At 35.9% G+C, this 24,460-nt stretch carries 26 protein-coding genes; 13 read left to right on the forward strand and 13 right to left on the reverse strand.

Translation table 11 applies throughout. From position 1 onward, the window contains the following. The first annotated feature begins 23 nt into the window (after positions 1-23). Together JO178_RS09785 and JO178_RS09790 are read left to right on the forward strand one after the other, a co-directional pair. Complete coding sequence (locus tag JO178_RS09785) at positions 24-587, forward strand: Crp/Fnr family transcriptional regulator (RefSeq protein ID WP_291934852.1); 564 nt, start codon at positions 24-26, stop codon at positions 585-587. A gap of 116 nt (positions 588-703) precedes the next feature. After that, on the forward strand, positions 704-1,207 hold the full coding sequence (locus JO178_RS09790) for a GNAT family N-acetyltransferase (protein ID WP_291934854.1): 504 nt from the start codon (positions 704-706) through the stop codon (positions 1,205-1,207). Positions 1,208-1,553: 346 nt separating this feature from the next. Here the strand turns inward: JO178_RS09790 and JO178_RS09795 are convergent, their stop codons facing one another. From JO178_RS09795 to JO178_RS09840, 10 genes are all read right to left on the reverse strand, one after another. Beyond that, positions 1,554-2,915, reverse strand: coding sequence for an MATE family efflux transporter (locus JO178_RS09795; protein WP_291934856.1), 1,362 nt, complete (start codon positions 2,913-2,915; stop codon positions 1,554-1,556). A 97-nt stretch (positions 2,916-3,012) separates the two neighbouring features. Continuing rightward, positions 3,013-4,197 (reverse strand): sigma-54 dependent transcriptional regulator, encoded by a 1,185-nt coding sequence (locus JO178_RS09800; protein WP_291934858.1) that lies wholly within the window; start codon positions 4,195-4,197, stop codon positions 3,013-3,015. A gap of 56 nt (positions 4,198-4,253) precedes the next feature. After that, the gene (locus JO178_RS09805) at positions 4,254-4,913 is read right to left on the reverse strand and encodes a YggS family pyridoxal phosphate-dependent enzyme (RefSeq protein ID WP_291934860.1); all 660 of its coding nucleotides are present in this window, start codon (positions 4,911-4,913) and stop codon (positions 4,254-4,256) included. Positions 4,914-5,038: 125 nt separating this feature from the next. After that, positions 5,039-5,899: a polysaccharide deacetylase family protein gene (locus JO178_RS09810; RefSeq protein ID WP_291934862.1), complete on the reverse strand. Its 861-nt coding sequence runs from the start codon at positions 5,897-5,899 to the stop codon at positions 5,039-5,041. Between the two features lie 310 nt (positions 5,900-6,209). Next, positions 6,210-6,938 (reverse strand): DUF72 domain-containing protein, encoded by a 729-nt coding sequence (locus tag JO178_RS09815; RefSeq protein WP_291934864.1) that lies wholly within the window; start codon positions 6,936-6,938, stop codon positions 6,210-6,212. 4 nt (positions 6,939-6,942) lie between these two features. Continuing rightward, the gene (locus tag JO178_RS09820; protein WP_291934866.1) at positions 6,943-9,795 is read right to left on the reverse strand and encodes a heavy metal translocating P-type ATPase; all 2,853 of its coding nucleotides are present in this window, start codon (positions 9,793-9,795) and stop codon (positions 6,943-6,945) included. Between the two features lie 183 nt (positions 9,796-9,978). Next, a complete protein-coding gene (locus JO178_RS09825) occupies positions 9,979-10,539 on the reverse strand; it encodes an AraC family transcriptional regulator (protein ID WP_291934868.1) in 561 nt (186 codons plus the stop codon). Then, positions 10,536-10,931 (reverse strand): hotdog domain-containing protein, encoded by a 396-nt coding sequence (locus JO178_RS09830; protein ID WP_291934870.1) that lies wholly within the window; start codon positions 10,929-10,931, stop codon positions 10,536-10,538. The genes JO178_RS09825 and JO178_RS09830 overlap by 4 nt, the downstream gene beginning before the upstream one ends. Before the next feature lie 95 nt (positions 10,932-11,026). Beyond that, entirely contained in the window at positions 11,027-11,440 is a 414-nt protein-coding gene (locus JO178_RS09835; RefSeq protein WP_291934871.1) for a DUF6157 family protein, read from the reverse strand. Between the two features lie 36 nt (positions 11,441-11,476). Continuing rightward, positions 11,477-11,680: a helix-turn-helix transcriptional regulator gene (locus tag JO178_RS09840; RefSeq protein WP_291934873.1), complete on the reverse strand. Its 204-nt coding sequence runs from the start codon at positions 11,678-11,680 to the stop codon at positions 11,477-11,479. A 301-nt stretch (positions 11,681-11,981) separates the two neighbouring features. Between JO178_RS09840 and JO178_RS09845 the strand changes: the two genes are divergently transcribed. Then, the gene (locus tag JO178_RS09845) at positions 11,982-12,347 is read left to right on the forward strand and encodes an RNA-binding protein (protein WP_291934875.1); all 366 of its coding nucleotides are present in this window, start codon (positions 11,982-11,984) and stop codon (positions 12,345-12,347) included. A gap of 39 nt (positions 12,348-12,386) precedes the next feature. Here the strand turns inward: JO178_RS09845 and JO178_RS09850 are convergent, their stop codons facing one another. The 3 genes from JO178_RS09850 to JO178_RS09860 are packed head-to-tail and all read right to left on the reverse strand — an operon-like array spanning position 12,387 to position 15,283. Beyond that, positions 12,387-14,174, reverse strand: a complete 1,788-nt coding sequence (locus JO178_RS09850) for a DUF4153 domain-containing protein (RefSeq protein ID WP_291934877.1) — start codon at positions 14,172-14,174, stop codon at positions 12,387-12,389. 12 nt (positions 14,175-14,186) lie between these two features. Beyond that, a complete protein-coding gene (locus JO178_RS09855) occupies positions 14,187-14,672 on the reverse strand; it encodes a BlaI/MecI/CopY family transcriptional regulator (protein WP_291934879.1) in 486 nt (161 codons plus the stop codon). An 8-nt stretch (positions 14,673-14,680) separates the two neighbouring features. Then, positions 14,681-15,283, reverse strand: coding sequence for an ABC transporter permease (locus tag JO178_RS09860; RefSeq protein ID WP_291934881.1), 603 nt, complete (start codon positions 15,281-15,283; stop codon positions 14,681-14,683). Between the two features lie 359 nt (positions 15,284-15,642). On the opposite strand from JO178_RS09860, the gene pdhA reads away from it, so the two are divergent. The 10 genes from pdhA (at position 15,643) to JO178_RS09910 (ending at position 24,440) form a co-directional block, all read left to right on the forward strand. Beyond that, a complete protein-coding gene (pdhA, locus tag JO178_RS09865) occupies positions 15,643-16,647 on the forward strand; it encodes a pyruvate dehydrogenase (acetyl-transferring) E1 component subunit alpha (RefSeq protein WP_291934883.1) in 1,005 nt (334 codons plus the stop codon). Between the two features lie 83 nt (positions 16,648-16,730). Beyond that, positions 16,731-18,332 carry a 2-oxo acid dehydrogenase subunit E2 gene (locus JO178_RS09870; RefSeq protein WP_291934885.1) on the forward strand — a complete coding sequence of 534 codons (1,602 nt, stop codon included), beginning with the start codon at positions 16,731-16,733 and terminating at the stop codon, positions 18,330-18,332. A gap of 176 nt (positions 18,333-18,508) precedes the next feature. Further along, a complete protein-coding gene (locus JO178_RS09875) occupies positions 18,509-19,330 on the forward strand; it encodes a hypothetical protein (protein WP_291934887.1) in 822 nt (273 codons plus the stop codon). A 109-nt stretch (positions 19,331-19,439) separates the two neighbouring features. Further along, a complete protein-coding gene (locus JO178_RS09880; RefSeq protein ID WP_291934889.1) occupies positions 19,440-20,108 on the forward strand; it encodes an ABC transporter ATP-binding protein in 669 nt (222 codons plus the stop codon). Positions 20,109-20,121: 13 nt separating this feature from the next. After that, positions 20,122-20,700 (forward strand): murein L,D-transpeptidase catalytic domain-containing protein, encoded by a 579-nt coding sequence (locus tag JO178_RS09885; protein ID WP_291934891.1) that lies wholly within the window; start codon positions 20,122-20,124, stop codon positions 20,698-20,700. Positions 20,701-20,715: 15 nt separating this feature from the next. Continuing rightward, the gene (gene radC / locus JO178_RS09890) at positions 20,716-21,393 is read left to right on the forward strand and encodes a DNA repair protein RadC (RefSeq protein ID WP_291934893.1); all 678 of its coding nucleotides are present in this window, start codon (positions 20,716-20,718) and stop codon (positions 21,391-21,393) included. After that, the gene (locus JO178_RS09895; protein WP_291934895.1) at positions 21,390-22,256 is read left to right on the forward strand and encodes a hypothetical protein; all 867 of its coding nucleotides are present in this window, start codon (positions 21,390-21,392) and stop codon (positions 22,254-22,256) included. Before radC ends, JO178_RS09895 begins: the two co-directional genes overlap by 4 nt. A gap of 108 nt (positions 22,257-22,364) precedes the next feature. Next, positions 22,365-23,261: a phytanoyl-CoA dioxygenase family protein gene (locus tag JO178_RS09900; protein WP_291934897.1), complete on the forward strand. Its 897-nt coding sequence runs from the start codon at positions 22,365-22,367 to the stop codon at positions 23,259-23,261. A gap of 36 nt (positions 23,262-23,297) precedes the next feature. Continuing rightward, a complete protein-coding gene (locus JO178_RS09905; RefSeq protein WP_291934899.1) occupies positions 23,298-23,810 on the forward strand; it encodes a hypothetical protein in 513 nt (170 codons plus the stop codon). An 18-nt stretch (positions 23,811-23,828) separates the two neighbouring features. Then, positions 23,829-24,440: an inorganic pyrophosphatase gene (locus JO178_RS09910; protein WP_291934901.1), complete on the forward strand. Its 612-nt coding sequence runs from the start codon at positions 23,829-23,831 to the stop codon at positions 24,438-24,440. The last annotated feature ends 20 nt before the right edge of the window (positions 24,441-24,460 follow it).

A 24,460-nucleotide genomic window follows, 5' to 3' on the forward strand; every position in this document is an offset into this window, starting at 1 on the left:
AAGGACATTTGTCCCGGATCAACATGTTAAGAACAAATCAGACATTTCTGAATTATTTCAAAGAGATTTATAAAAAAGATGAAGCTAGGGGAAATCTTGAATTGGCATTCTTTTCCCGTGGTGAAAAACTGTTGATACAGGGGCAACAGGTTTCCAGGATCATGCTCATTAAAGAAGGGATTGTGAAATGTTATTTTGCTGAAGAAAACGGGAAGGAATATATTGTTGAATTTTTGGGAGGCGGTGAGATACTCGGAGAAATAGAACTGATCAAAAATACGGTTTGTTTATGCGGTATAGAAGCTTTGTCAGAAGTTGTGGTGTATACAGCCGGCCATTCTTATTTCAAATCTTTGATTGAAAATGATATTAAACTGAATCATCTGTTACTGGATGTTTTTGCTGATCGTATTATCAATACTTCCAGCAGAGCATCATACCAACAGTTGTACACAATTGAGCATACATTATCTCAATTGCTTAAAATGCAGGCTAAGCAGGGAATGGAAATTTCCAAGGAAAACATGGCTGCTTATTTGGGAATAACGGTGAGAAGTCTTAATAGAATTTTGAAAAATATAAATTAAGGGGTTTTAATATGGGGTTGAATTATGAAATGATGTTATTTTTATATAATTTTGATTTATTTATAGGGGGTTGGTTTTAAAATGATTAATTTTGCATTGTAAATAAATGACTTTCGATGGAAGAATTAAAATTTAGAAATGCAGTTTCAGCTGATTTAAATAAAATTGTAGAAATTTATAACTCTACCATTGCCTCAAGAATGGTGACTGCAGATGTAGAAGAGGTTTCTGTAGAAAGTAAACATAAGTGGTTTAAAGAGCATAACCCTGAAACAAGACCGCTTTGGATTGTTGAAGATGCCAATCATGAGATTATAGGATGGGTGAGCTTCAGTTCATTTCATGAGCGTCCCGCGTATAACGGAACGGTAGAAGTAAGTATCTATCTGGACGAAAGCTGCAGAGGAAAAGGATACGGTAAAACAATTTTGAAATACTGTATTGATAATGCCGGAAAATTCGGAGTGAATAATCTGGTGGCCCTTATCTTTCTTCATAATGAACCAAGTCTCAAATTATTCAGGTATTTTGAATTTGAAGACTGGGGAACACTTCCTGATGTGGCCATTTTAGATGGTATTGAAAGAAGTCTGAAGATTCTCGGGAAGAGAATAAGCTAATATTTAATTTCATGAAGAATCTTTTAGCTTTGTGTACGATCTTTTTTGCTATTAAAAATTCAGGATAAAGACTAAAAGGTTCCTGGTCTGGTTATTTAAATAAAAGTCTAAGAAAAGATACACCGGAATGTATGCTGACGAATAGTGCCGATCCGAATATTATTTTGAGCTTGCAATGAAAAGGCTAATGGTAGTAGCGGGTTTGAAGAATTGGTAGAAGATGCTGGACGATTTATATAGGTGATGGCAGAATTTAATTTAGTTAATATTCATCCATGTTTGAATGATTTTTACTGCGATTTGGATATAATAAAAGGGCTGTTTCAAATAGAAACAGCCTTTTTTATTATGCATTCTGCTTAGCACGCTTAGCAGACATATTTAAAAATCGTTTAACCAGGAAGACTGCCGAAACAGTAAGTCCTAATCCAAGGGCAATCCACATACCGAATGCACCCATTTTTAAGGTCACACAGAAGAAATACCCTAAAGGAATGGTTATCACCCAATACGCAATAAAGGTATAAATAGATGGTATTTTAACATCCTGAAGACCTCTGAGCATTCCTAAAGCTGTTACCTGAATTCCATCAGAAAGCTGGAATAAAGCCGCAATAATCATCAGTTTTGAAGCCAGGCTGATAACTTCCACTTCTTCTTTTTTCGTGAAGAAAGTAGGCAGTATATTCCTTCCTAAGATAAATACCAATCCACAGATACACATAAAAATAAATGCGATCTTCAGATTGTTGATTCCTACCTTTCTCAACTCAACAAAGTTCTGCTCACCCAGTTTTCTTCCGATCATTACCGTAGAGGCAACACTGAACCCTACACACAGATTGAAAGTGAACGAAGCCATGCTTAATGCAATCTGGTGGGAAGCGATATCATGAGCAGAGATAAGCCCGCAGATAAAAGCTGCACCTGCAAATGCCGTTACTTCAAAGAACATCTGTAAAGCGGTTGGTAGGCCCAGTTTTACCATTTTATCAAACATTTTCTTTGAAAATCCCTGAATTTTTAAAGAAAAATCTTTGATATAACGTCTGGTTCTTTCTTCTTTGAGCAATACAAAATAAAGGAAAACCACCATGAAAACTCTGGAAATCAGGGTGGCCAGAGCAGATCCTTTTACCCCCATAGGAGGGAATCCCCACAATCCCTTGATAAATACATAGTTTAATACAATATTGATGATATTGGCAATAATAGTAGCTTTGGTTACTCCTATGGTATAAGACAGCCCTTCAGAAACTTCACGAAGCGTCTGAAATGCCATAAACGGAATCATGCTGACCACCATGATGCTCAGGAAACTTACGGTATCGGGAATGATTTTCGCAGGTTGTCCCGAATGATAGAGCAGCGGCATTCCCAGAAGTAAAACAAGCATCAGGATAACTCCTACAGACATATTGATTACAAATCCATGACTGAAAACAGAATTAATCGTGGTATGATCCTCTCTTGAATGTGCTTCAGATACTAATGGAGGAATAGCAAATGAAAACCCTAAGGCTAAAACAAATATGGAGAAAAATACAGCATTCCCCAATGAAACAGATGCCAGAGCATCTGCTCCCAAAAGTTTTCCGACAATAATATTGTCAAATAAGTTTACCGAAACCTGCCCTACCTGAGTAAGCATCACAGGCAGAGCCAAAGTCAGGCATTCTTTCGTATAGTTTTTGTTTAAAAATTTCATAATATTTTAAGATTCATATCGTTAATTTTAAATTGGATCAAAAAAAAATTTGCAGTAGATCTACTGCAAATTTTTATATATTGTAAATAATACTAAATTATTTCCTTACAAAACTTGCAACGTCACTTTCGGAAACCGTGTTTCCACCAAGAATAATTAACCTCTCAACAACATTCCTTAATTCTCTGATATTTCCAGTCCATGAAAGTGCTTTTAATGCATCAATCGCTTTATCATCAAACTTTTTCACAGCTGTACCGTGTTCATCGGCAATCATCCCTGAAAAATGCTCTACTAATAATTTGATGTCTTCTTTTCTTTCATCCAATGGTGGAACATAAATTTCAATTACAGAAAGTCTGTGGTAAAGATCTTCTCTGAACTTTCCTTCTTCAATTTCTTTCTGCATATTTTTATTAGTTGCCGCAAGTACTCTTACGTCAACTTTGATTTCTTTATCACTTCCCACAGGAGAAACTTTGCTTTCCTGAAGTGCTCTTAATACTTTAGCCTGAGCGATAAGACTCATATCTCCGATTTCGTCCAGAAAGATAGTGCCTCCGTTAGCCTGCTCAAATTTTCCTTGTTTATCTTTAATAGCACCGGTAAAAGATCCTTTTACGTGTCCGAATAGTTCAGATTCAATAAGTTCAGATGGAATCGCTGCACAGTTTACCTCTATCATAGGGCCTCTTGCACGCTCACTTTGATTGTGAATGGCGTGAGCCACTAGTTCTTTTCCGGCACCATTGGGGCCTGTAATCAGAACTCTTGCATCAGAAACGGCTACTTTCTCGATCATATCCTGAATCTTTTGAAGAGCAGGAGAAGTACCGATCATCTGATATTTTTTATTTACTTTTCTCTTTAATGTTTTGTTTTCTGTCTGAAGATTTTTGTTCTCTTTCTTCAGGCTTTCTTTAGCCAAAGCATTTTTCACGCTGGTGATCAGCCTGTTGATGTCGATTGGCTTGGAAATGAAATCATATGCTCCTTCTTTCAGGCAAGATACGGCAGAATCGATATCTGCATGGCCTGAAATCATGATGAAAGTAGTTTCTGGTTTTAAGGCGAGACTTTGTTTCAAAAGCTCTGTTCCTGAAAGTTTAGGCATTTTGATATCGGAAATCACCAGTGCGAAATCTTCTTTTTCTACCTGTTTGTAGCCTTCCAGGCCGTCTTCTGCGATCACAAATTCGTAATCAGTAAGTTCATCAGAAAGAATACTGTGAAGTACTCCCGAGATTGCTTTTTCGTCTTCTACTATAAGGATTTTTTGCATAGTTGCAAATTTAAATTTTTTGTTTCAATTATTAGCAAAAACTGTACCTAAAAATTCTATTTTGAGTAATCTCTTCTGCCAAAAATTGCAGATCCCACCCTTACGGAATTAGCTCCGCATTCAATGGCTACAGGAAAATCATCGCTCATTCCCATTGATAGTGTTTTTAAAGGTTTCAGTTGATTTAATTCATCAAAAAGTTTTTTTAAGGTTAAAAATTCTTTTCTGACCTGTTCTTCATTGTCGGTAAACGTAGCCATGCCCATGAGTCCGGTAATTTCGATATTGGGAAAATATCCGTTAATGTATTGTTGGAAAAGCTGTTTTGCTTCTGAGATTTCAAGTCCGAACTTTGTTTCTTCAGCAGCTATTTTCACCTGTAGTAAAACTTTAATTTTTCTGCTGTGCTTGCCTGATTCTTTGTTGATTTCTGATAATAGCTTTTCAGAATCCACGCTTTGTATGGTATCGATAAAAGGAGCGACATATTTAACCTTATTGGTCTGGAGATGCCCGATCAGGTGCCATTGGATGTCCTGAGGAAGAAGAGGGTATTTTTCCATCAGCTCTTGCACTTTGTTTTCACCAAATACTTGTTGGCCCAACTCATAAACTTCCTGAATAGCTGATACCGGATGGGTTTTGGAAACAGCAACCAGCTGAACTCCTTCCGGAAGCTGATCTTTTATAATCTGATAACTTTCTTTAATACTCATGATACAAATTTCCGAAATTTACATGAAGGACCCAAAGTTCACGGGTAAAACTTAGCCACAAATACGCTAAAAAATGAATTTGTGTATCCGTGGCTGAACATATATTGTCTCTACTTCTGAAAGGATTAGTTCAGTACCTCATTGATTTTAGGATATTGTGAAATCTTTCTGAAAACAAACTTGTTGCTTTTCTGTAATTTCTCAATAAACAGATCCAGTTCATTGATAGAATCCGTGTCTCTGAGGTATTGGTCGTGAGTAAGGAATACAAGATGTCTGGATGTCTTTTCAAGATCATTGAAAAAGATACTGTCTACCTTTTTCAACATGGCTTCATGGCTTCCTTTCAGAGTCATTTTATGGGAAGGTCTCCATTCAAGATCCCATCCTATGACTTTGTATCCTGCATTTTTAAGACCGTTTGCTGCAGCAGTCGAGCTTTTAATGTCAGTAACATTAATATTGTTAAGTCTCCAGATATTTCTTCCCGGAGTTCTTGCTATTTTATCATGTAATTTCAGGCTGTCTTTGGCAATATCAAAATCACGAACCACTGCATCAGCATTCTTATAGAAATCTGTATATTTATTGTGGGCATGGGTAAAGCTATGATTGGCCAGTTCGATTAAAGGATTTTGTTTCAGGAGCTCAAGATCATTTTTTTGTTTTTTGCTTCCGTAGGCATGCTTTCCAACCAGAAAAGCTGTTGCACAAACGTTCCTTTTATCCAGTATTTTTAAAAGATTTTCTGTCCCCTGATTAGGACCGTCGTCAAAGGTAAGGTAGATCACTCTTTTGTCCGGGTCTACGCTTTCATCGTCCATTTTGACGACTGTTTCTGCGGTAGGATGTTCCTGTGAACCGGGTGTATTGTTCACATCATTCTTAAAATTACAGCTGCTCAGTAAAGCCGAAGTTGCACTCATCAATGCAAACATCCCGAGAAAAGTCTTATTTTTTGACTTTCCCGCAAAAATTTTTCTCATAAAAGTAATGGAGATTTAGATTGTTAAAAATCGTTAAAAATAACAATACAATGTTAACAAATTATATGCCATATTTTACTGTGTTTCTAGATTTTAAGGATATTTTAAAAACTTAATTTCAAAGAGAATTTATACTAATAACCTGATTATGAAACTATGATTTCGTTTTCTTTATATTTTAACATTTATAAATGTGAAAACGATAGTTATTCTCTATATTTATTGCGGGGAAATGATTCTTCATTTCTTTGGGAATTATTTTATTTTAACAAATCCATATTGTTTTTTTAATGTAGGCATCGAATAAAATCTATTCTAAAATGCTTTTTAAATAGGTGGCATTTTTAATAGCGGAAATTCCCCATGTATTATTGAAAAAGATAAAAGCAGTTTGGGGAATGTTTTTTATTTTTCCGGCAAGTGAATCAAGAAAATCTTTACTGTATTCAGATTTATAAAGTACAGGTTTTCCGTGCAGACGATAATAGAGGAATGACTGATGACTGATGATTATATTTTCAGGAAGATTTCCCGGAAAACTGACTCCGGAAAAAACGATATTCATATTTTTAAATAAATCAAAAACTTCTTTCTGCCACCAGGACTCATGACGGAACTCTATGACATTTAAAAAATTAAAATCTAATGCATTAAGAATTTTATTGCGGTTTTCCGGCGTATTTTGAAAAGATGGCGGAAACTGATACAGGAAGCCGGAAAGTTTGTTTTTGAGGCTGTTTTGAATATGATGACAGAATGCTGAGATGGTTTCTTTTGAATCGGTAAGATTCTTTTGATGAGTGATTAGCTTAGGAATTTTGATAAAGAATTTAAATTCCTCAGGAGTATCATCATGCCACTTTAAAAGTGTTTTTGCTGTAGGTTTTCTGTAAAATGTAGAATTGATCTCAACGGCATTAAAAGTCTGGCTATATAAAGAAAGAAAATCTTTATTTTGAGCATTGACAGGATATAAAGACCCTTTCCAGTCGTTATTATAAAATCCTGAACATCCTATATAAAGATTTTCTTTTTTCATATTGTTATTGTTTATTCAGATCCACAGAGTTTAATCTCAATGAATTCAGAATCACCGATAATGAGCTGATACTCATAGCAGCGGCGGCAATCATTGGTGATAGGAGAATTCCAAAGAATGGATACAATAATCCTGCCGCTACCGGAACACCCAGTACATTATAGATAAACGCAAAGAATAAGTTTTCTTTGATATTTTTAAGAAGTTTTTCGCTCAGTAGTTTTGCTTTTGCTACCCCAAGAATATCTCCTTTTAATAAAGTGATTTCAGCGCTTTCAATAGCTACATCAGTTCCGGTTCCCATCGCAATACCGATATCAGATTGGGCAAGGGCAGGAGAGTCATTGATTCCGTCTCCCGTCATCGCAACAATTTTACCCTGTTGCTGTAATTTTTTAACTTCATTCAGCTTGTCTTCAGGAAGACAGTTGGCTTTAAAATGTTTGATTCCCAGTTCATCTGCAACAGCTTTTGCCGTATGTTCATTGTCTCCTGTCATCATGATAATATCTACACCTTCGCTTGTCAGTCTTTCGACTGCTTTTTTGGAGCTGGATTTAATTTTATCAGTAAAGCTGATGAATCCTAATACCTTTTGATCCTGTGCAATATAAGAGATCGTATGAGCTTTTGACTGTACTTTTACGGCTTTTTGCTTCAGGCTGTCAGGAATCTGAATCTGATAAGAGGTCAAAAGGCTTTCGTTTCCAAGGTAAGTTGTTTTTCCATCGATATTTCCTTTTACTCCTTTTCCTGAAATATTTTCAAACTGATCCACTTTTTCAGCAGAAATGTTTTCGTCTTTTGCTTTTTTAATGACTGCATTGGATAAAGGGTGTTCTGAATTCTGATTTAATGAAAATGCTAATTTTAAAATTTGATGCTCATCATCATCATCATCATTTGCGGTTTCAACATACTCTACAGATGGTTTTCCTTCCGTAAGGGTTCCTGTTTTATCAGTGATCAGTACATTCACTCTGTTCATTTGTTCAAGGGCTTCGGCATTTTTAATCAGAATACCGTTTTTAGCCCCTTTTCCTATTCCTACCATGAGAGACATAGGAGTAGCAAGACCAAGTGCACAAGGACAGGCCACGATTAACACGGCCACCGCGTTTATAAAAGCAAATAAACTTCTTTTCCCTTCCGGTCCGAAGAACTGCCATAACACAAAAGTGAGTACTGCAATAAGTATCACTGCCGGAACAAATATTTTTGATACTTTATCGGTTAATTTCTGAATAGGCGCTTTGCTTCGGCTGGCTTCATTCACCATTTTAATGATTTGAGAAAGAAGGGTTTCGTCACCCACTTTTTCAGCTCTCATAATGAAAACCTGATTTCCGTTGATCGTTCCTGATGAAACCTTGTCGTCGATGTTTTTCTCAACAGGTACGGGTTCACCGGTGATCATGCTTTCGTCCACGACAGAATTTCCTTCCGTAATTTTACCGTCCACCGGAATTTTTTCACCGGGTTTTACCTTTAAAAGATCTCCGATTTTGACCTGAGAAAGTAAAACCCTTTTTTCTTCACCGTTCACAATAAGATGGGCTTCATCCGGTGAAAGATTCATAAGTTCTTTAATAGCATTCCCAGTTTTTTTATGAGCGGCAGCTTCCATAAGCTGGCCCAAAATAACCAACGTCAGGATGACACAGACTGCCTCAAAATATAAAGGGATTTCATGATTATGTCCACGGATTTCATGGGGGATAATATCGGGGAATACTAATGCGGCAATACTGAAAATAAATGCTGCGGCTACGCCCAGAGCAATAAGACTGAACATATTAAGATTCCAGGTTTTGAAAGAAACCCAACCTCTTTTTAAAAGAAACCATCCCGAGTAAAACGTGACAGGAAGAGTTAGTGCTAACTCAATAAAGCCCTGGATCTGATGAGAGAAAGGAAAATTAATAAGCATGCCTCCCATAGAAAGGATAAACACAGGAATGGTAAATGCCAGTGAAATGATAAATTTTCTTTTAAGGATATTGTATGTCTCATCTTCTTCATCGTCATCACCATCGGGCATCCTTACGAGATCCATTCCACAGATAGGGCAGCTTCCCGGCTCGTCGCGGATGATTTCCGGGTGCATCGGACAGGTATATTTTGCTGTTTTCTTTTCAGGATATTTTACAAGATCCATTCCGCATACCGGACATCCTACGTTAGAATCATAGGTTTTATCACCTTCACAATACATCGGGCAATAATATTTTCCGGCCATATCATCTGTTACTGCAGGAGCTTCATGATGATGCGCGTGTGAATGTGAATGGTGATGATGATGGGATGCTGCATTTTTCACAAGATCTGCCGTGATCTCTTCCATATGCATATGGCAAACCGGACAGTCTCCTTTTTCATCATAAGTTTTGTCACCTTCGCAAAACATAGGACAATAGTATTTTCCTATACTGTCTTTAAAATTTTCCGGAAGGTTAGATGATGAATACGTTGGTTTGTGATTAGGATCCTTAGCCAGTTTTTCTTCAATAGGAACCAGATACATTTTGCAGACAGGGCATCTTTCTCCCTGTTTAAAATATACTTTGTCGCCTTCGCATTCCATAGGACAATAATAAACGGATGAAGGAGATACGCGATCCTGAGGTTTTGTAAAAACTTTATCCGGATTTTCAGGATCTTCGAGTTTATATTTTCCTATTTCGGACAATGCATTATTTAATACAGAAAGCCCTACTTCGTGATGAGACGTTATTGTTGCGGTATTGTTTTCCAGATTGACATCGGCTTTTACACCTTGCACGCTGTTCAGCTTTTCTGAAATCTTTTTCTGGCAACCTGAGCAGGTCATTCCTAGTATTTTATACTGTCGTTCCATGATGCTTAAATTTATCATACAAATTTCCAAAAAGGAGATCTAAGGTTGTTATAAATTTAAGGATAATAGTTATAGAATTTGGATCGGTTGGAAAAGCACCGGAGTATTAGAGCAATGAGAGATTCAAAATGTTGTTAAGATTTAATTTCAAAACTTTCAGTTACCTAATACTCTTTACCTTAATCAAAGATTGTCAAGAGGTTTTCTGTGATGGTCCTTTAGCTTTTTAAACTCGGTAGGAGTGAAGCCGGTACTGTTTCTGAATTGAGTAGAAAGATGCTGAACGCTTTTGTATCCAAGCTTTCCCGCGATTTCAGTAAGGGTAAATTCGTTATACAAAAGCAACTCCTTTACTTTTTCAATTTTTTGAAGAATGAAAAACTGCTCAAGGGTAATGTTTTCATTTTGAGAAAAGGTTTTTGAAAGGGAACTGTAGTCTTTATGAAGTTTCGAGCTTAGAAACTCTGAGAGTAAAAAATCCTCAGAGATATCGAGTCCGCTGATTTTCATAATAATCAGATTTTTAATTTTTTCCACCAACTGGTATGCAGAATCCATAATTCTTTCAAAACCAGTTGCTACCAGTTCCTTTTCGATAATCCGCATTTTTTCAGGAGATATTTCCGAGGCTGTTTCTGCTTCACCTAATATAACAGAACGGGGTGCTGCCCCTGCTTTATTAAAAATATCTTCAACAGCAGAAATGCATCTGTTGCAGACCATGTTTTTTATGAATATTTTCATAGGTCGTTATTTAACCTGTCTTTAACGAATTCAATCTGAGTTTTGCCGTGAGGAGAAGGATTGCCGTCACTGTCAAGGTTCACCATTACAATTTTATCAACTGTAATGATAGTCTGATGAGTCATCTTGTTTCTGACATTACAACACAGGGTAATAGAGGATGATCCGAAATGTGTCGCTTCAATACCTATTTCTATAATATCACCTTGTTTTGCAGAGCTTACAAAATTGATTTCTGAAATGAATTTAGTGACCACTTTTGTGTTTTCCAGCTGGATGATAGCGTATAACGCCGCTTCTTCATCGATCCATTGTAAAAGTCTTCCTCCAAAAAGAGAATGGTTTGGATTTAAGTCTTCAGGTTTTACCCATTTTCTGGTATGATAGTTCATATTCTAATAATTTGTATTGCAAATTTAATGTTTAAAGACGGGCTTTTCAAAAGAATACTATTTATTGATCAAAAGAAGATGATTCATTTTCTCAATCATTTTCTTTTGGAACGCATTGCTCTTACTTTTGTAACGGAAGTATCATTGATGAGTTTTTGATATTCTTCACTTTCTATAGGATAAATGGCCACTTTACCCAGTTTATTATGATGAAAACCGAATCCGTATCTTTTTGCAAGAGGGGAAGATCGGAAGCAGGCTTGTCCTTTTGAAAAAAATATAATCCTTGCTTCCTGTTTTTCGCTTTCTGAAATGTCATTTTTAATAGCATAACATTCAAAAATGATATCATCGGAAGTAAACTGATAAGGATGATTTATGATTTTTTCATACTGAAGACGAGCCAGAGTTTTTTCTTTTTTCTCAGATGGTACCTCTCCGTGAGAAACAGGACAGTCTTCAGCAACTTCAATCAGGGTATTTGTAAAATTGGTGGTATGTTCTTTCATAACCCTTGCCTTTTATTGGTTGGTATAAAGATACGGCTATTCTTTATATTCCAGAATATCTCCAGGTTGGCAGTTTAAAGCTTCGCAAATAGCCTCAAGAGTACTGAAACGAATCGCTTTGGCTTTTCCTGTTTTTAAAATAGAAAGATTGGAAAGACTAAGGTCTACTTTTTTAGAAAGTTCATTGAGGGACATTTTTCTTGTAGCCATCATGATATCCAGGTTTACAATTATCGGCATGATTCGATTTTTTTTAATTAATAATGTGAAAGAGAGATCGTCTGGTAATTTTGTTAACTAACTTTAACTTTTTGTAAATATCGGTAATTATTGATTGTTAATCAATAAATATTTATTCTTTTTTAATTAAATTAAAGACTGAGTTAAAATAAAAGTGATAAACATTAAAAAAAAATCTTTGATTTGTTTTTTTTAATTGTATCTTGCATACGTTTATATTTGGAATCAATATTTGTTCATTAATTTATGTTGTTTTTCTTTTATATACCAAATTTTTATTAATTTTTTAATTTTATTTAAAATGAACATTTTTGTTTCAAACATCAATTACGCAACTAAAGAATATGAGTTGCATGATCTATTTGCAGAATTTGGAGACGTATCATCCGCTAAAATCGTTATGGACAGAGAAACTGGCCGTTCAAGAGGTTTCGGTTTTGTTGAAATGGGTGATGAAGAAGGACAACAAGCTATCGAAGCTCTTAATCAGAAAGAATTCAACGGAAAAGCGTTAAACGTATCTGAAGCTAAACCAAGAGAAGAGAAGCCAAGAAGAAGTTTCGATAACAACAGAGGTGGTGGTTATGGAAACAACAGAGGTGGCGGAAGCTATGGAAACAACCGTGGCGGAGGTGATCGCGGTGGAAACGGCGGAAAACGTTGGTAAAAAATATGAAGCGGCTTTTTTAAGCCGCTTTTTTTATGTCTATTTTTCCCTGATCAGAAGGGCCGCATCATTATAATACAGATTCTCGGTACTGTATGAATTTTTTCCTTTCGAGATTTCGGGGAAAATCATTTTAATATGATATTTTCCTAAGTCGCCCTCTACAGAAATTTCTTTTACCTCTGTAATGCCAGAATCTTTATTACTATCTTTAAAGAGTCTGATGAGAGCAGGTGTAAAATCTATTTCCTCCTTTCCGTTAAGAAGCACTCTAATGGCTTCCGACTCATTTACTTTAGTTTTGTTATCGATAAGAAACTGATCTCCATTGATTTTCTTTGATATTTTCCCATAGCTTTGAAAATTAATCAAATACTGATATCCTTTAATATCAGTCACTTCATTTTCAGAACGAAGCGTCAGAAGCTCGTATTCGGGTAGTTCGCTATGTTTATCAGCATATGTGAACGCTTTCCGAAGACTATTATTTATCGTCCAGTAATACGGATTTTTAAAAGCATCCGATAACTGGATACGCGTTTTTGAATTTATAAGATCCAGTAAAAAAGCTTCCTGTTTTCTGTTGATGAGAAATTCAAACTGTGATGTCATTTTATCAATAACCGGATCAGAAATTTTTTTGTTAAAATCTATACTGTTGTTGGTAAGGAGTTGATGATCATTCAAAAGTTTCATCAATTCGCTTTTCTGACTTCTTTTAGACACACTGAATGCATTCAGATAAGGGAATACAAGTGCAAAGACTCCGAGTATGAATAAACTTACCGGTATAAATCGGATGCTTGCATTTTTCCTGAAAATAAAATAGACCACTAAACCTGTCAGCCATACCGCTAAGAGCAGAACAAAATATCTGAGTTCTGTGTATCCGTATGTGGAAATTCTGGTAAATACAGCCGCAAAAAGTAAGATGATAAGGGGGATAAGCGTATAATAGAACAGTCTTGAAAATACTTTTACCCAGGATTTCGCATGATCTTCCTTTAATGGATGTACAAGCAGTAAAGCAAGAATTCCCACAATACTGTATGCAAGCACAAGATAGGATACCCAGCCTCTTGGCAGTTCCCAGTTAATCAATATTTTAAATGAATAAAAATAAAGAATGACGGCGTAGATCAGGAGAAGAGGAATTAAAATAAACTGGGTGAAAAATTTTAAAACTACCGGATATTTACTGTCTTTTTCGAGATGGAAAAGTCCGTTTTCGTTGAATATCAGGAAAATTAAGCAACTCCCTGTAACAGACATCAGAAAAAATATATCAAAGTAAATTCGATCGTGAAAACTGAAATCAAAAAGTTTGTCAACAGCTAAGACTGCAAGTTCTATACCTCCGGTAAGAACCCCGGTAAATAAAAAGGTAAGGACAATATTTACAAAAAGATTTTTGTTGTATTGCCAAAAACCATGCTCTTTATTCCGTTGCAGGAAAGGAACGAAAGAAACAAAGAGATGGGAAAGAAGAAAAGTTATTATGATAATGTATCCATACACCTTTGTAAAATCTTTTCGGGTATCGGGCAGTATTAAATAAAATCCAATGAGGAAAATAATTCCTGTCCATTCAAGAAGATAACGTCTTCCGATCCGTTGGGAAAGCATTTGTAATGCAAACATCAGTGATATTCCCAGTCCGGAACATATGGTAAATTTAGCATAACCCAGAAAAGAAACCTCTGAAGTCTGGGTTTCATGCAAAAAAATGGCTCCGGTAGAAGTTAACAGAGCCATTAGGAGAACGATAGGAGAGCGTAGAATAACTTCTTTGGCTTTTCCTGTTATTTCAAAAATTTTTATTTTCATCAGCAGTTCAATTTATACTTTTTTCTTTTTTTTCTTCTTTTCTTTATCTTTTTCCTTGCTTTTGATTTTTTTCTCTTTTTTAGGGCTCAGGATTTCTTCAGCGAATTCATATTTAGGCTCCTCAGGTTTGGTAGGTTTAATCTCAATTCTAAGGTCGAAATAACCTTTAAGATCATCTTGTGAGATTAATTTTTCATTGAATAAGAATTCTAAAATTTCCTTTCCGGAGTCATTAAAAAAATGATGTGAAAGTTCTTTTAATAAGAACTTTTTATATTCGTCAAAAGGGACCTGCACCGTATATTTAAAAATTCTGCCTTCTTTTAGAGTAGATAAATATCCTTTTTCAACCAGTATTTTCAGATAAGTAGATACTGTATTCTGATGTGGTTTGGGTTCAGGATGTTGCTCCATAATGTCTTTAAGATAAAAGGAATCCAGTTTCCAGAACAGCTTCATAAAGTTTTCCTCCGCGGCGGTAAGATGATTAATTTTCATAGATTCTTTTAATGTTGAAATTGAATATTGCAATAAAGATAGACAAAAGATATCAGAAAAGCTATTCCGGCCCCCATAAATACTTCTTTTACGGTATGCCTTTTTAAAATAATTCTGGTAATACCAACCAGGGCAGCAATGCCTAACCATAGGATTCCGATGGCAGGGTCTAATGAGAAAAATAATGCAGCAACAAACACATTGAAAGCCGTATGCATCGAGCTTTTAATGAAAAAATTACTGATCTGAAGAGCTAAAAGAAGAATGAAAATAAATAGCATGACCAGATCTAGATATCCGTTTCTGATATAATTAAAAATAAGGTAAGCAATCAGACAGATAGCAATAAATATATATAATGTCTTTCTCTGAACACGGTTGGATACATCCATATTAGTATATCTTCCCGTTTTCACATTCCATACCAGCCATATGACAACCGGAGCAATGACCATTACTAATATAGGAAGAAAATAAAGCACAGAATCTGTAAGGGAATATTCTCTGATACTCATATAAATGAAGAAAATTGTCAGAGAAATTAAAGGATTGAAAAAATCTGAGACGAGTTTTGAAATTTTATGGGATATAGATGAACTTTTTTCTTCCATAATTTAAGTTTAAGAGTCAAATATAACATTATAAGCCCAGAAAACAAGAGGAAAAGACAAATGAACTTTCCGAATAGAGGGTAAGGTAAGTTGATCAATGATATTAGCTGTAGAGCGCTGAGACCAGCAATATTTTCCTCAGGAAAGAATAGCAAAGTAAATTATCTGTTAAGAATAATTAATAAGGAATAAATTCATTGCATGTCACCAAGTTCTATGGGCTGAATAAGAAACAGAAGCGTTTTATCTCCATCCGATTTTGCAGAAAAAACGAAAAGTTACTTATGCATACAATAAAAACAAAGTTTTTTTCATAATTTTGCTCAACTATTTCATAATAAAAAAGCAAGAGCTAACACATGAAAGAATTTTCTAAAGAGGTATACCTGAAGTGGTATGAAGATATGACAATGTGGAGAAGGTTTGAAGACAAATGCCGTTCTCTTTATCTAAAACAAAAGATCAGGGGTTTTTTACATTTGTATAACGGTCAGGAAGCAATCCCTGCCGGATTCACACATGCAATGGATTTAACGAAGGACAGTATGATTACTGCTTACAGATGCCATATCCATCCAATGGCGATGGGAGTAGATCCTAAGAGAATCATGGCGGAACTTTGTGGTAAAGCAACAGGAACATCCGGAGGTATGGGTGGATCTATGCACATTTTCAGCAAAGAACATCGTTTTTACGGAGGACATGGTATTGTAGGAGGTCAGATTCCTTTGGGAGCAGGTATTGCTTTTGCAGATAAATATTTCGACAGAAAAGCTGTAAACATCTGTTTCTTTGGAGACGGAGCTGCTAGACAAGGTTCATTACATGAAACTTTTAACATGGCGATGAACTGGAAACTGCCTGTGGTATTTGTTGTAGAAAACAACCAGTATGCTATGGGAACTTCTGTAAAAAGAACTGCTAATCACGAAGATATCTATAAATTAGGATTAGGATATGAAATGCCTTGTCTTGCAGTAGATGCTATGGATCCTGAAAAAGTGGCAGAAGCTGCTTACGAAGCTATTGAAAGAGCAAGAAGAGGAGACGGACCAACATTCATTGAAGCAAGAACTTACCGTTACAGAGGACACTCTATGTCTGATGCTGAACCATACAGATCTAAAGAAGAAGTAGCTATTCATAAAAATGATGACCCTATCGAACTGGTTAAACACAGAATTTTAGAAAACGGTTGGGCTACTGAACAAGAATTGGAAGCTATGGATAACAAGTCAAGAGACTTTGTGGATGAATGCATCGAGTTTATGGAAAATTCTCCATACCCTGAAGCAGATAAAATCTATGAGTACGTTTATGCTCAGGAAGATTATCCATTCTTAGATAAATTAGAAAATCAATAAATAAAAGAATTAATTTGATATTTGATATTTGACGTTCCCGAAATCTCAAATCTCGAATCTCGAATCTCAAATCAATATAGATTATGGCAGAAGTAATTACGATGCCCCGCCTTTCGGACACGATGACGGAAGGGAAAGTGGCGAAATGGCATAAAAAAGTAGGAGATAAAGTAAAAGAAGGAGATATTTTAGCTGAAATTGAAACTGACAAAGCAGTTCAGGATTTCGAATCTGAAGTAGAAGGAACTCTTTTATACGTAGGTGTAGAAGAAGGTGCTGCTGCTGCTGTAGACTCTGTTTTGGCAATTATTGGTAATGAAGGAGAAGATATTTCAGGATTGACAGGTGGGGCAGCTGCTCCGGCTGCAGCTTCTGAAGAAAAAAAATCTGAAGAACAACCTAAAACAGAAGCTCCGGCTGCTGAAGCTGCAAGCGCAGAAATTCCGGCAGGAGTGGAAATGATTACAATGCCAAGACTTTCTGATACCATGACAGAAGGTAAAGTAGCTAAGTGGCATAAAAATGTAGGGGATACTGTAAAAGAAGGAGATCTTCTTGCCGAAATCGAAACAGATAAAGCGGTACAGGATTTCGAATCTGAATTCAACGGAGTTCTGTTGAAGCAGGGAGTAGAAGAAGGAGGTGCTGCTCCGGTTGATTCTGTATTGGCTATCATTGGCCCTGCAGGAACAGATGTTTCAGCTGTAGGAGCTCCAAAAGCTGCTGCTCCGGTTTCCGAAAAACCTGCTGAACAAAAATCAGAAGCTAAAACAGAAGAAAAAGCTGCTCCGGCTGCGGACGCTTCATCTTCCGACAGAGTAGCAATTTCTCCATTGGCTAAAAAAATGGCTCAGGATAAAGGCGTTGATATCAACAGTGTTCAGGGATCTGGAGAAAACGGAAGAATCGTTAAGAAAGATATTGAAAATTACCAGCCTTCTCAAGCAAAACCGGCTGCTCCGGCTGCAAGTGCTGCTGCTCAGGTTGCGGTAAGCTTCGTTCAGGGAGAAGATACAGAGACTCCAAACTCACAGGTAAGAAACATAATTGCAAAACGTCTTTCTGAAAGTAAATTCTCTGCTCCACACTATTATCTGATGGTTGAAATCAACATGGATAAAGCTATTGAAGCGAGAAAAGAAATCAACTCTTTACCGGATACTAAAATCTCTTTCAATGATATGATCATTAAGGCAACTGCGATTGCTTTAAGAAAACACCCTCAGGTAAATTCAAGCTGGGCTGGAGATAAAATCATTCACAGAGGAAATATCAATATTGGTGTAGCAGTGGCTATTCCTGACGGATTAGTGGTTCCTGTATTGAAGAACACAGATCAGATGACGTATACTCAGATTTCTGCATCAGTGAAAGATATGGCTTCAAGAGCTAAGAGTAAAGGTCTTAAAGCAAATGAAATGGAAGGATCTACATTCTCTATTTCTAACCTTGGAATGTTCGGAATCGAAACATTTACAAGTATTATCAATCAGCCGAACTCTGCTATCCTTTCTGTAGGAGCAATTATTGAGAAACCGATTGTTAAAAACGGTCAGATCGTAGTCGGAAACACAATGAAACTTTCATTGGCATGTGACCACAGAGTAGTAGACGGTGCTACAGGGGCTCAATTCTTACAAACTTTAAGAACATATTTAGAGAGCCCATTAACATTGTTAGTGTAATTTTTCTAAATAATATAGATAAAAACCTCTCAGTATGAGAGGTTTTTTTTGACCCCGAAATCAGACAGAATAAGGATTTTTTAAAAAAAACTTTCCTTTTTCTCTTAGGAATATCTATATTTAAAAACCAGATCGCTTTTGTAATAAAAACCGGTCGGGCAGTAAAACTCATACCGATGAAAACAAATATTAAAATTAATAATCCGTGCCCTGAAAAGTGGGAACATATGCAAAGCTCTTCTCAGGGAAAATTTTGCCAGATCTGTTCAAAAAATATTTTTGATTTTACGGACCGAACGGACGAAGAAATCAAAGATGTTCTAAACAAAGCAAACGACGGCTCCGTATGTGGACGATTGGGTTCTCCATTTTTTCCAAAAATTGCAGCTGGTGTTATTTTAATGACCAATATTGCTTTTGTACAGGCTCAAACCAAAGATGATTCAGGAATACATATCGAAAAGAGAATAAGGCATATTACCAAAATGTCCGGAAGGCTTATCCATAAAGAGACCGGAAAGGTGATTTCAGGTGCAGAAGTTTTCTTCATAACCAAAAAACAATATATTAAAAGTTCAACCAATGAGAATGGATTTTTTTCAATAGACCTTCCTGATGACCTTATTAAAGCTGAAAATGTACTGTATTTTAATTTTGATGAGGTCAATGAACTCAAAAGGAAAGAGCATAAGACACAGGGCGATATCGGTGGATATAATTATGGAAACCAGGCTGTGTTTTTTTCGAAACAGGAAAAGATGGAGAACAGGAAATTTGAAATTAATGATGGCGGATATGAGATCGGTACTGTGGTCTTCGTTGAGGATCCGCCACCCAACCATTATTATCTGGATGGGAAAAGTATTGGGGAGGAAAAGTTCGAAAAACTGAAAAAAGAATATCCGGATTATCTGTATTTTTCTTTTGAAGGAAGGGCTGCTAAAATTATTGATGGTGGTGATTTCATAGATACATTGCAGCTGTTGTATTCAAAATAAATAAAAACTCGGAAAATCTTCATGTTTTTTGTGGAAGTTTACTTAAGAATTAAAAATTATCGCCTTATTTTTTGGCCGGATTTTAAAATCAAATTAGTATTTTTGAATCATGATTAAAGCAAGAAATATCCATAAATCTTATGGGAATTTAGAAGTACTGAAAGGTGTTGATATTCATATCAAAATGGGAGAGGTTGTTTCTATTGTCGGAGAATCAGGAGCCGGAAAATCTACATTGCTGCAGATTTTAGGAACCCTGGATCATCCCAGCAATTCATCGAAATATGATACGGAAATAGCTATTGCAGGAGAATCATTTATCAACATGAATGATAAGCAGCTGTCTAAATTCAGAAACCAGAATATTGGTTTTGTATTTCAGTTTCATCAGCTTCTTCCCGAGTTTACGGCTCTGGAAAATGTATTGCTTCCTACAAAAATTGCAGGAGCCCATGAAAAGGAAGCTCTTGAAAAGGCTTTTGCTTTATTTGAAGATTTGAAAATTGAACAGAGGCTGCATCATAAACCTAATCAGCTGTCCGGTGGGGAAGCTCAAAGGGTAGCGGTTGCAAGAGCTTTGATCAATTCACCAAAAATTATTTTTGCCGATGAGCCAACGGGTAACCTGGATTCTAAGAATGCAGATGATCTTCACCGATTATTCTTTGATTTAAGGGATAAGTATAATCAGACATTTGTGATCGTAACACACAACCCTAATCTTGCTGAAATTACAGATCGTAAGCTTGTCATGAAAGACGGAATGATTATAGAATAACTTGATCAGCTGGATGATGAGACACTTTCTTTTCCTTTTTATATTCCTGATCTCATGTTCAAAAGCTGAGTCACAGCGGTTGGAAACTTCCGGTGTACCCACCTCTAAAATTGCTGAGATTAAAAATTATCTGAAAGGGAAAAATTATAATCAGGATTTGGCAGTTTTTATTAACTTTAAGATTAGTTCGGGAAAATATCGTTATTTTATTTATGATCTGAAAAAGAATAAAATAGTTCAAAAAGCTATCGTATCTCATGGCTCAGGCTCAGTTATTCCACATTCAGATGCATTGCAGTTCAGCAATATCGATGGCTCTTATCAGTCTTCATTAGGCAAGTATGAGATTCGTGAAAGCTATATGGGGAAATACGGAAAAGCTTATCGCTTAAAAGGTCTGGATGCTACCAATAATAACGCAATGCAAAGGGCTATTGTTCTTCATTCTTACGGGTGTATTCCGGATAAAGAATCTCAGACACCGGCATGTTTAAGTTTAGGCTGTCCTATGCTTTCCATGAATGCCTTTGAGAAAACAGCACAATATATTGACCAGTCAGAGCTGCCCATTATTTTATATGCTTTTTATTAACTTATAATGTACTCCATGCCTCTAAAGTTTCTTGCAGAAGATGACAGACCCAGAGAAAAGTTTTTGCAAAAAGGCAAGAATTCACTTTCTGATTCAGAATTGCTTGCGATTATTATGGGAAGCGGAAGCAGGGAAGAAAGTGTGGTAGAATTGGCAAGGAAAATTTTATCATCGGTGAATAATAACTGGCATCAGCTGGGTCTGTTATCCATCAAAGATCTTATGAAATTTAAAGGAATAGGAGAAGCAAAAGCAATCTCTATTATTGCAGCCTTAGAAATAGGCAGGAGAAGAGCGGGACAGGAAATTCCCGAAAAGACAGTTATCGGAAACAGTAATGATGCTTATCTTATTCTTAAAAATCAATTGTCAGATTTGAGAACCGAGGAGTTCTGGGCGATTTTTCTCAATAACAGCAATAAAGTTGTACACATCTCACAATTGACACAGGGAGGAATCAGTCAGTCTGTTGTAGATGTAAGGGTGCTTTTTAAGATTGCCTTAGACCATTTTTCGACCGGAATTATTATTGCTCATAACCATCCTTCAGGAAGCTTAAAACCAAGCAGGGAGGATGTACATATTACACAGAAAATAAAAGAAGCCGGGATGACACTAAGTATTCAGCTTTTAGACCATATTATCATTACACAGGATTCATATTTTAGTTTTTCAGACACCGGGTTATTATGATTAGGCGATTAAGATATAATGAAATTGATTTCAGAAAATATACTGCATGTCTGGAACAATCTGAGCAGTATAATGGGTACGCCCGAAAAGAAACTTTAGACCAGTTGTCAGGAAACTGGCATATATTGGTCTATAATGACTACGAAGCAGTAATGCCGGTTAATATCGTTAAGAAATTCGGGTTGAATTTTGTGCATATGCCTCTGTTCTGCCAGCAATTGGGAGTATTTTCAAAACAGGATGATCCGCAGATCAACGATCTTTTTTTACATTTTTTAAAAAAGAAATATTTACTTTTCCTGTATACTTTTAACCACCATAATGTATTCTCCATACCATTGGAAGTAAGGAAAAATTACATTATTCCGGTCTCCGATTACAGTATTTTAAAAAGGAAAAAATATTTTAAAGGACGAAAATCTACAGTCAAATGGTCACAGCACCTTATATATCGTGAAGTTTATCCGGACGCAGATTGTTTTTCTTTTATTGAAAATCATTTTAAAGGACTTTCAAAAGAAAAAGATCTTAAAATATTTAAAAGCTATTTTGATTTCCTGGCCAATCATCATCAACTTAAACTTTGCGGTGCCTATCTGGAAGACCGTCTGATAAACCTTGCTGTTTTAATCTCTGAACCGGACCAGCTTTCCCTGTTAGCTCTTGTTAATGATGAAACCAGTAAAAAAGAAGACGGAGCTTCTTTTGTTATTGATAAAATTCTGGAAAACAATATCGGAGAAAAGAAGTTTAATTTTATGGGGAGTAATATCCGGGGAATAGAAGTTTTTTTTAAAAGTTTTGGCGGTGAGCTTAATGCATACCCTTTTATTGAAAATAAGCTGATGAAAAAATTTTCATGACAGATTATTTGTTTAGATTGGTTCTAATTAACCATTATTCCGTAACTTTATACAATACTTATCATAACCGTTATGTTTCAGCAAATCCGCAACTATAAATTGTCTTATATGCTTTACAACTTCTTTCAAAAAAATAAGTTGAAGCACAATATTCCTCTGTACAAAAAATACGGTATTAACAAGACTTATTATTCTCCTATTTCCAGTAAAGATTTTGCTCATCTTCCTCTTGCTGAAAGAAGTATTGATACCAATAAGCTTTCAGCCACCGCTTTTTATAAAAATCTGACACAGGAAAGTAAGGAAAGTGCATTGCAATACGATGAAAACGGTTACATGGTAATCCGCAATTTTTTAAGTGCTGATAAAGCTGATCGTATTAATGACGAAATTGATAAATTGATGAAAGACGGAACATTGAAGTTCCGGTACGGTGGAAAGCTGATGTTTGCAATTCATCATTCGGATATTATTAAGAATATTGGCAGTGACAAAGATTTTCTTGAGTTTTTATCCCTATTGCTTGACGGAAAGGCCAAATTATTCCAGAGTATCAATTTTATTAACGGAAGCCAGCAGAAAACGCATTCAGACAGTATCCATATGACAACTTATCCGCTGGGAGGGCTTCTTGGTGTCTGGATTGCCTTAGAAGATGTAGATGAAACCAACGGTGCTCTTCATTATATTCCCGGAACTCATAAACTTCCTTATTTCCTTAATTCGGATTATGATAATGAAGGTTCAGCCTTAAAAATCGGAAAGAAAAGCTATAAAGCTTATGAAGAATTTCTGGATGATAAAGTAAAGGAAATGGGACTGGAAAAAGAAATTTTCAGAGCTAAAAAAGGCGATTTACTGATATGGCATGCGAACATTCTTCATGGCGGAGAACCCCATATTGATAAAAATAAAACCAGAAAAAGCCTAGTGTATCACTTTTTTGATGAAAACAGTGTGTGTTATCATGAAGTTACACAAAGGCCTGCCTTATTTGAGCTGTAATATCAGAAAATATTAGTAATTTTGCCACCTAAAATTATGGCTAGCTTTTCAGAATATCTACCGTATGCTTTTGCATTGATTATTGCAATACCTTTTCTGGTTTTGCTAAGACAGTTTGTACATTCTTATATTACCCTTAAAAATCAGGAGATTAAGTTGCTTTCGGTAAAATCCAATTCAGAAAATAAGACCCATTCTTATGAGAGAATGACACTTTTTCTTGAAAGAATGAAACCTTCAAATCTCATTCAGAAATTTGATAAGGAGCTGGCGGTTCATGAGTTTATCTTTCTTACAGAAAAGACAATCAATGATGAATTCGAATACAATTCTTCACAACAACTTTATCTGTCAAAAAATTCATGGAAAAACACTGTAGATTCTAAAAATGCAATCATCGAATTGCTCCATAAAACATATGAGGGGCTGAACGGAAATGCCAATCTGGACGAGTTCAAAACCATTTTCATCATGAATTATATGGAAGACAACGATTATATTGCACAAACAATAGAAGATCTGAGAAAAGAAATTTTAATAATAACTTAAAAAATAAGAGATAAAATAATGATTCCAAATTTTAAAGCACATCCATGGCACGGAATTTCTGCAGGAGAGGATGCACCAAATGTTGTTAATGTATTTGTGGAAATTGTTCCTTCAGATACCATTAAATATGAAGTAGATAAAGAAACAGGATATTTAAAGGTAGACAGACCTCAGAAGTTTTCTAACATTATCCCTGCTTTATACGGATTTGTTCCAAGAACATACTGTCATAACGAGGTGATGAGACTTGCGGTAGAAGCAGGAGCTACTGATGTGACAATGGGAGATCATGATCCGCTTGATATCTGTGTATTAAGCTCTCATAATATCCACGCAGGAGGCCTTTTGATGGAAGCTATTCCAATCGGAGGATTTAAAATGATCGACGGCGGAGAAGCTGATGATAAAATCGTTGCTGTAATGATCAATGATCATGCTTTCGGACATTTCAGAGATATTTCCGAACTACCTGAAGCGGAAGTTAAAAGATTAATGCACTACTTCTTAACGTATAAGAACTTACCGGATGAGCCTGCAAAATGCAGAATCCATGAAGTATACGGAGCTGAGCATGCAAGAAAAGTAATTCTAGCATCTCAGGCAGATTATGCAGAAAAATTCGGAGGATAATATTCTCTAATTTACATGAT

This window comes from Chryseobacterium sp., from assembly GCF_019236175.1.
Lineage (GTDB): Bacteria > Bacteroidota > Bacteroidia > Flavobacteriales > Weeksellaceae > Chryseobacterium.

Excerpts from the sequence above, each read along its gene's own strand:
- JO178_RS09785 (WP_291934852.1), top strand. The coding sequence starts at position 24 with ATGTTAAGAACAAATCAGACATTTCTGAATTATTTCAAAGAGATTTAT.
- JO178_RS09790 (WP_291934854.1), top strand. The coding sequence starts at position 704 with ATGGAAGAATTAAAATTTAGAAATGCAGTTTCAGCTGATTTAAATAAA.
- JO178_RS09795 (WP_291934856.1), bottom strand. The coding sequence starts at position 2,915 with ATGAAATTTTTAAACAAAAACTATACGAAAGAATGCCTGACTTTGGCT.
- JO178_RS09800 (WP_291934858.1), bottom strand. The coding sequence starts at position 4,197 with ATGCAAAAAATCCTTATAGTAGAAGACGAAAAAGCAATCTCGGGAGTA.
- JO178_RS09805 (WP_291934860.1), bottom strand. The coding sequence starts at position 4,913 with ATGAGTATTAAAGAAAGTTATCAGATTATAAAAGATCAGCTTCCGGAA.
- JO178_RS09810 (WP_291934862.1), bottom strand. The coding sequence starts at position 5,899 with ATGAGAAAAATTTTTGCGGGAAAGTCAAAAAATAAGACTTTTCTCGGG.
- JO178_RS09815 (WP_291934864.1), bottom strand. The coding sequence starts at position 6,938 with ATGAAAAAAGAAAATCTTTATATAGGATGTTCAGGATTTTATAATAAC.
- JO178_RS09820 (WP_291934866.1), bottom strand. The coding sequence starts at position 9,795 with ATGGAACGACAGTATAAAATACTAGGAATGACCTGCTCAGGTTGCCAG.
- JO178_RS09825 (WP_291934868.1), bottom strand. The coding sequence starts at position 10,539 with ATGAAAATATTCATAAAAAACATGGTCTGCAACAGATGCATTTCTGCT.
- JO178_RS09830 (WP_291934870.1), bottom strand. The coding sequence starts at position 10,931 with ATGAACTATCATACCAGAAAATGGGTAAAACCTGAAGACTTAAATCCA.
- JO178_RS09835 (WP_291934871.1), bottom strand. The coding sequence starts at position 11,440 with ATGAAAGAACATACCACCAATTTTACAAATACCCTGATTGAAGTTGCT.
- JO178_RS09840 (WP_291934873.1), bottom strand. The coding sequence starts at position 11,680 with ATGCCGATAATTGTAAACCTGGATATCATGATGGCTACAAGAAAAATG.
- JO178_RS09845 (WP_291934875.1), top strand. The coding sequence starts at position 11,982 with ATGAACATTTTTGTTTCAAACATCAATTACGCAACTAAAGAATATGAG.
- JO178_RS09850 (WP_291934877.1), bottom strand. The coding sequence starts at position 14,174 with ATGAAAATAAAAATTTTTGAAATAACAGGAAAAGCCAAAGAAGTTATT.
- JO178_RS09855 (WP_291934879.1), bottom strand. The coding sequence starts at position 14,672 with ATGAAAATTAATCATCTTACCGCCGCGGAGGAAAACTTTATGAAGCTG.
- JO178_RS09860 (WP_291934881.1), bottom strand. The coding sequence starts at position 15,283 with ATGGAAGAAAAAAGTTCATCTATATCCCATAAAATTTCAAAACTCGTC.
- pdhA (WP_291934883.1), top strand. The coding sequence starts at position 15,643 with ATGAAAGAATTTTCTAAAGAGGTATACCTGAAGTGGTATGAAGATATG.
- JO178_RS09870 (WP_291934885.1), top strand. The coding sequence starts at position 16,731 with ATGGCAGAAGTAATTACGATGCCCCGCCTTTCGGACACGATGACGGAA.
- JO178_RS09875 (WP_291934887.1), top strand. The coding sequence starts at position 18,509 with ATGAAAACAAATATTAAAATTAATAATCCGTGCCCTGAAAAGTGGGAA.
- JO178_RS09880 (WP_291934889.1), top strand. The coding sequence starts at position 19,440 with ATGATTAAAGCAAGAAATATCCATAAATCTTATGGGAATTTAGAAGTA.
- JO178_RS09885 (WP_291934891.1), top strand. The coding sequence starts at position 20,122 with ATGATGAGACACTTTCTTTTCCTTTTTATATTCCTGATCTCATGTTCA.
- radC (WP_291934893.1), top strand. The coding sequence starts at position 20,716 with ATGCCTCTAAAGTTTCTTGCAGAAGATGACAGACCCAGAGAAAAGTTT.
- JO178_RS09895 (WP_291934895.1), top strand. The coding sequence starts at position 21,390 with ATGATTAGGCGATTAAGATATAATGAAATTGATTTCAGAAAATATACT.
- JO178_RS09900 (WP_291934897.1), top strand. The coding sequence starts at position 22,365 with ATGCTTTACAACTTCTTTCAAAAAAATAAGTTGAAGCACAATATTCCT.
- JO178_RS09905 (WP_291934899.1), top strand. The coding sequence starts at position 23,298 with ATGGCTAGCTTTTCAGAATATCTACCGTATGCTTTTGCATTGATTATT.
- JO178_RS09910 (WP_291934901.1), top strand. The coding sequence starts at position 23,829 with ATGATTCCAAATTTTAAAGCACATCCATGGCACGGAATTTCTGCAGGA.